A 5931-nucleotide genomic window follows, 5' to 3' on the forward strand; every position below is an offset into this window, starting at 1 on the left:
GGACGGCCGGACCGGGCAGGGGCCGTCCTACACCGGGGCCGTGACGAAGTCGATCAGTTCCTCGACCCGGCCCAGCAGTTCCGGGCGCAGGTCCTTGTAGGAGTCCACCCGCTGCAGGATGGCCGCCCACACCGCGCCCGTGTTCCCGGCGGGCCACCCCAGCGCCTCGCAGACGCCCGTCTTCCAGTCCCGGCCGTGCGGCACCCGGGGCCACTCCGCGATGCCGAGGGCGGACGGCTTCACCGCCTCCCAGATGTCGACGTACGGGTGGCCCACCACGAGGGCGTGCCCGCTGGTCACCGACGCGGCGATCCGCCACTCCTTCGTGCCCGGCACCAGATGGTCCACCAGCACCCCCAGCCGGGCGTCGGGGCCGGGCGCGAAGTCGGCCACGATCGAGGGCAGGTCGTCGACGCCCTCCAGGTACTCCACGACCACGCCCTCCACGCGCAGGTCGTCGCCCCACACCTTCTCCACCAGCTCGGCGTCGTGGCGGCCCTCCACGTAGATCCGGCCCGCGCGGGCCACACGCGCGCGTGCGCCGGGCACGGCGACCGATCCCGAGGCGGTCCGGGTGGGCCGCGCCGGGGCCGCGGACGCCGGCCTCACCAGGGTCACCACCCTGCCCTCAAGGAGGAACCCGCGTGGCTCCAGCGGGAAGACCCGATGCTTGCCGAAACGGTCCTCCAGCGTCACCGTGCCCGCCTCGCAGCCGGTCACCGCGCCGCAGAACCCGGTGCCGGCCTCCTCGACCACGAGACCGGGCTCCGCCGGGACCTCCGGGACGGACCGGGGCTTCTTCCAGGGCGGGGTCAGGTCCGGGGAGTACGGGCGCATTCGCACGACGATAGGAGAAGCCGGGCCCGCGCGTCCCGCGGATCAGCGCGACACGCCGAAGCGGGCCGCCAGCGTGTCGCGCTGGCGGCGCACGAACCCCGCGTCCACCACCGCTCCGTGACCGGGCACGTACAGCGCGTCCGGGCCGCCCAGCTCCAGCAGCCGGTCCAGCGCGGCCGGCCACCGCGACGGCACGGCGTCGGAACCGGCCTGCGGCTCGCCGGACTCCTCCACCAGGTCCCCGCAGAACACCACCTCCGGCCCGCCCGGCACCAGCACGGCCAGATCGTGCGCCGTGTGCCCCGGACCCACGTTCGCCAGCAGGACCTGGCGCCCGCCGCCCAGGTCCAGCGTCCACTCGCCGCTCACCGCGCGGCCCGGACCCGTCAGCGCCCGCACCGCCTCCCGGGCGGCGTCCGGGGCCAGACCGTGGCCCACCGCGTCCCTGTGCAGCTCCTCGCGCGCGTGGCGCCCGTCGAACACCGCGTCCATGCCCACCGGGCCGAACACCTCGGCGTCCGGGAAGGCCGCGGCACCGAAGACATGATCGAAGTGCGGATGCGTCAGCGCGAGATGGGTCACATCGCCGCCCGCGAGCCACCGCGCCTCGGTGCGCAACCGCGCGCCCTCCGCGAGCGAGGACCCGGCGTCCACCACCAGCGCGGCGCCGTCCCCGGCGATCAGCCCGACCGTGCAGTCCCAGCCCGGCAGCCGGCACCGCCCCACCCCGTCCGCGAGCCGCTCCCACCCCAGCTCTTCCCAAGTCACCTTCATACGGCGACGCTAGCGGGACCGTCCCCGCGCGGCACCGCGGTGTCGGACCGGCCTTGCCCCCGGTGTGCCCCACGGCCGTACACTGGCCAGGGGACGGCTGGCACTCGAACGGACAGAGTGCCAGGCGGGACGTCAGGGGACCGACTTCTGGAGGTGTGCGCGACATGCTGAGTGAACGCAGGCTCCAGGTGCTGCGCGCCATCGTCCAGGACTACGTCGGGACCGAGGAGCCGGTCGGCTCCAAGGCGCTCACCGAGCGCCACAGCCTCGGCGTCTCCCCGGCCACCGTCCGCAACGACATGGCGGTGCTGGAGGACGAGGGCTACATCGCCCAGCCGCACACCAGCGCCGGGCGCATCCCCACCGACAGGGGCTACCGGCTGTTCGTCGACAAGCTCGCCGGCGTCAAGCCGATGAGCGCGCCCGAGCGGCGTGCCATCCAGAACTTCCTGGAGAGCTCCGTCGACCTCGACGACGTCGTGGGCCGCACGGTGCGGCTGCTCGCGCAGCTCACCCGGCAGGTCGCCGTCGTGCAGTACCCCTCGCTGACCCGCTCCACCGTCCGGCACGTCGAACTGCTCTCGCTCGCACCCGCGCGCGTGATGCTCGTGCTGATCACGGACACCGGCCGGGTCGAGCAGCGGATGATCGACTGCCCGGCGCCCTTCGGGGAGTCCTCGCTCGCGGACCTGCGGGCGCGGCTGAACAGCAAGGTCGCCGGCCGGCGCTTCGCCGACGTGCCGGTGCTCGTCGAGGACCTGCCCGAGGGCTTCGACCTGGAGGACCGCGGCACCGTCTCGACCGTGCTCTCCACCCTGCTGGAGACCCTCGTCGAGGAGAACGAGGAGCGGCTGATGATCGGCGGAACCGCCAATCTGACCCGCTTCACACATGACTTCCCCCTCACGATCCAGCCCGTGCTGGAGGCCCTGGAGGAGCAGGTCGTCCTCCTCAAGTTGCTCGGCGAGGCGGGGGATTCGGGCATGACGGTGCGCATCGGGCACGAGAACGCCTACGAGGGACTCAACTCCACGTCCGTCGTGTCGGTGGGCTACGGTTCGGGCAACGAGGCGGTCGCCAAGCTCGGCGTGGTCGGACCGACCCGCATGGATTACCCGGGAACGATGGGAGCGGTACGCGCAGTGGCACGGTACGTCGGACAGATCCTGGCGGAGTCGTAAGTGGCCACGGACTACTACGCCGTTCTCGGCGTGCGCCGCGACGCGTCGCAGGATGAGATCAAGAAGGCGTTCCGCAGGCTCGCGCGCGAGCTGCACCCGGACGTCAACCCGGATCCGAAGACCCAGGAGCGGTTCAAGGAGATCAACGCCGCCTACGAGGTGCTGTCGGACCCGCAGAAGAAGCAGGTCTACGACCTCGGCGGCGACCCGCTGTCCCAGGCGGGCGGCGCGGGCGCGGGCGGCTTCGGAGCCGGCGGCTTCGGGAACTTCTCGGACATCATGGACGCCTTCTTCGGCACGGCGTCCCAGCGTGGCCCGCGCTCGCGCACCCGGCGCGGCCAGGACGCGATGATCCGGCTGGAGGTCGAGCTCGACGAGGCGGCCTTCGGCACCACCAAGGACATCCAGGTCGACACGGCCGTCGTCTGCACGACCTGCAGCGGCGAGGGGGCCGCGCCCGGCACCTCCGCCCAGACCTGCGACATGTGCCGCGGCCGCGGCGAGGTCTCACAGGTGACCCGGTCCTTCCTGGGCCAGGTCATGACGTCCCGCCCCTGCCCGCAGTGCCAGGGCTTCGGCACCGTGGTGCCCACGCCGTGCCCCGAGTGCGCGGGCGACGGCCGCGTCCGGTCCCGCCGCACCCTCACGGTCAAGATCCCGGCCGGCGTCGACAACGGCACGCGGATCCAGCTCGCGGGCGAGGGCGAGGTCGGCCCCGGCGGCGGCCCCGCGGGCGACCTCTACGTCGAGATCCACGAGCTGCCGCACGCGATGTTCCAGCGGCGCGGCGACGACCTGCACTGCACGGTGACCCTCCCGATGACCGCGGCGGCACTCGGCACCAAGGTGCCGCTGGAGACGCTGGACGGGCTGGAGGAGGTCGACATCCGGCCCGGCACCCAGTCCGGTCAGTCGATCCCGCTGCACGGGCGCGGTGTGACGCATCTGCGCGGCGGCGGCCGGGGCGACCTCATCGTCCATGTCGAGGTGCAGACCCCGTCGAAGCTGGACCCCGAGCAGGAGCGGCTGCTGCGCGAACTGGCCGCGCTGCGCGGCGAGGAGCGCCCGCAGGGGCAGTTCCAGCCCGGCCAGCAGGGGCTGTTCTCACGGCTGAAGGACGCGTTCAACGGACGCTGAACCGCCCGGGGCCCGGCTCCCGGGCCCGCCCGGCCCACGGGGACGGGCCGATTCGGAGTTGTTCGGAGGACGTGACAACATGCCGTCATGTCCTCCGCGCTGACCGATCTCCTCCCGCTTCCGATCGTGCAGGCCCCCATGGCGGGCGGCGTCTCCGTGCCGCAGCTCGCCGCCGCCGTGTCCGAGGCCGGCGGGCTGGGCTTCCTCGCCGCGGGGTACAAGACCGCCGACGGGATGTACCAGGAGATCAAGCAGCTGCGCGGGCTGACCGGGCGCCCCTTCGGGGTCAACCTGTTCCTGCCGCAGCCGGAGTACGCCGACGCCGCCGCCGTGGACGTCTACGCGCACCAGCTGGCCGGTGAGGCCGCCTGGTACGAGACCGAGCTCGGGGACCCCGACAGCGGGCGCGACGACGGCTACGACGCCAAGCTCGCCGTCCTGCTCGACAACCCGGTCCCCGCCGTCTCCTTCCACTTCGGCGTGCCCTCCGGCGACGTCCTGGAGTCGCTGCGCCGCGTCGGCACCCTCACCCTCGTCACCGCCACCACGCCGGACGAGGCGTACGCGGCGCAGCGCGCGGGCGCCGACGCCGTGATCGCCCAGGGCGTCGAGGCCGGCGGCCACCAGGGCACCCACCGCGACAGCCCGGAGAAGGACGGCACCGGACTCGGACTGCTCTCCCTCGTCGCCCAGGTCCGCGAGACGGTGGGCCTGCCGATCGTGGCCGCGGGCGGCCTCATGCGCGGCAGCCAGATCGCGGGCGTCCTCGCCGCGGGCGCCGTCGCCGCCCAGCTCGGCACCGCCTTCCTCGCCACCCGGGAGTCCGGCGCCAACGCCCTGCACAAGCAGGCGCTGACCCACCCCCTGTTCACCCGCACCGAGCTGACCCGCGCCTTCTCCGGGCGCCCGGCCCGCGGCCTCGTCAACCGCTTCCTGCGCGAGCACGGCCCCTACGCCCCGGCCGCCTACCCCGAGGTCCACCACCTCACCTCGCCGCTGCGCAAGAAGGCCGCCGCATCCGGCGACCCGCAGGGCATGGCCCTGTGGGCGGGCCAGGGCCACCGCCTGGCGCGCGAGCTGCCCGCCGGACAGCTGGTCGAGACCCTGGCCGAGGAGTTGGGCGCGGCGGCGACGGAGCTGTCGGCCCGCACCGGCGGCGGGGCCCGGCGATGACGGCACCCGTGTTCGTCGTCGACGCGCTGGAGCCGTCCGGCCGCACGGGCGGCGCGTACGTCCTGGACGGGCCCGAGGGGCGGCACGCCGTCTCCGTGAAGCGGCTGCGGGCCGGCGAGGAGGTCGTCCTCACCGACGGGCGGGGGCGCTGGGCCCCGGGCGTCGTACGGGCGGCCGAGGGCAAGGACCGCCTCGTGCTGGACCTCGGCGCGGTCGTGGAGGAGCCCGCCGAGCGGCCCGGGATCACCGTCGTCCAGGCCCTGCCCAAGGGCGACCGCGGCGAACTGGCCGTCGAGACGATGACCGAGACCGGCGTCGACGCGATCGTGCCCTGGGCCGCCGCCCGCTGCGTCACGCAGTGGCGGGGCGAGCGCGGCGCCAAGGCGCTCGGCAAGTGGCATGCCACCGCCCGCGAGGCGGGCAAGCAGTCCCGCCGGGTGCGCTTCCCCGAGGTCGCGGAACCGGCGAGCAGCAGGCAGGTCGCCGCGCTGCTCGCGGACGCCGCCTTCGCGGCCGTGCTCCATGAGGACCGCGACTACCCGAGCGAGCCGCTGGCCACGGCCGAACTGCCCGCCGAGGGCCGGATCGTGCTCGTGGTCGGCCCCGAGGGCGGGGTGTCGCCCGAGGAGCTGGCCCTCTTCGGGGAGGCCGGGGCGCGGGCGTACCGCCTGGGCCGTACCGTCCTGCGCACCTCCACCGCCGGGACCGCGGCGGCGGCACTGCTCCTCGGCCGCACCGGCCGCTGGTCCTGACACCCGCGGGCCGTCCAGCACGCGAACGCCCGTACGGCAGGCCCCGCCCCGCCGCGGGTCGTGCCGCGGGCGGAGCG

General features: G+C 74.5%; 6 protein-coding genes. 4 read left to right on the top strand and 2 right to left on the bottom strand.

Annotated features, from left to right (window positions below; translation table 11 throughout):
- Window positions 1-27: 27 nt before the first annotated feature.
- Window positions 28-837 (bottom strand): DUF3097 domain-containing protein, encoded by an 810-nt coding sequence (locus tag SZN_RS34820; RefSeq protein ID WP_007504600.1) that lies wholly within the window; start codon window positions 835-837, stop codon window positions 28-30.
- A gap of 42 nt (window positions 838-879) precedes the next feature.
- Window positions 880-1611 (bottom strand): MBL fold metallo-hydrolase, encoded by a 732-nt coding sequence (locus tag SZN_RS34825; protein WP_007504601.1) that lies wholly within the window; start codon window positions 1609-1611, stop codon window positions 880-882.
- A gap of 164 nt (window positions 1612-1775) precedes the next feature.
- Between SZN_RS34825 and hrcA the strand changes: the two genes are divergently transcribed.
- The 4 genes from hrcA (at window position 1776) to SZN_RS34845 (ending at window position 5854) form a co-directional block, all read left to right on the top strand.
- On the top strand, window positions 1776-2792 hold the full coding sequence (hrcA, locus tag SZN_RS34830) for a heat-inducible transcriptional repressor HrcA (RefSeq protein WP_007504603.1): 1017 nt from the start codon (window positions 1776-1778) through the stop codon (window positions 2790-2792).
- The gene (gene dnaJ, locus SZN_RS34835) at window positions 2793-3929 is read left to right on the top strand and encodes a molecular chaperone DnaJ (RefSeq protein WP_007504605.1); all 1137 of its coding nucleotides are present in this window, start codon (window positions 2793-2795) and stop codon (window positions 3927-3929) included.
- A gap of 87 nt (window positions 3930-4016) precedes the next feature.
- Complete coding sequence (locus tag SZN_RS34840) at window positions 4017-5102, top strand: nitronate monooxygenase (RefSeq protein ID WP_007504607.1); 1086 nt, start codon at window positions 4017-4019, stop codon at window positions 5100-5102.
- Window positions 5099-5854, top strand: coding sequence for a 16S rRNA (uracil(1498)-N(3))-methyltransferase (locus SZN_RS34845; RefSeq protein WP_007504609.1), 756 nt, complete (start codon window positions 5099-5101; stop codon window positions 5852-5854). Before SZN_RS34840 ends, SZN_RS34845 begins: the two co-directional genes overlap by 4 nt.
- The last annotated feature ends 77 nt before the right edge of the window (window positions 5855-5931 follow it).

The organism is Streptomyces zinciresistens K42, assembly GCF_000225525.1.
Lineage (GTDB): Bacteria > Actinomycetota > Actinomycetes > Streptomycetales > Streptomycetaceae > Streptomyces > Streptomyces zinciresistens.

Excerpts from the sequence above, each read along its gene's own strand:
- SZN_RS34820 (WP_007504600.1), bottom strand. The coding sequence starts at position 837 with ATGCGCCCGTACTCCCCGGACCTGACCCCGCCCTGGAAGAAGCCCCGG.
- SZN_RS34825 (WP_007504601.1), bottom strand. The coding sequence starts at position 1,611 with ATGAAGGTGACTTGGGAAGAGCTGGGGTGGGAGCGGCTCGCGGACGGG.
- hrcA (WP_007504603.1), top strand. The coding sequence starts at position 1,776 with ATGCTGAGTGAACGCAGGCTCCAGGTGCTGCGCGCCATCGTCCAGGAC.
- SZN_RS34840 (WP_007504607.1), top strand. The coding sequence starts at position 4,017 with ATGTCCTCCGCGCTGACCGATCTCCTCCCGCTTCCGATCGTGCAGGCC.
- SZN_RS34845 (WP_007504609.1), top strand. The coding sequence starts at position 5,099 with ATGACGGCACCCGTGTTCGTCGTCGACGCGCTGGAGCCGTCCGGCCGC.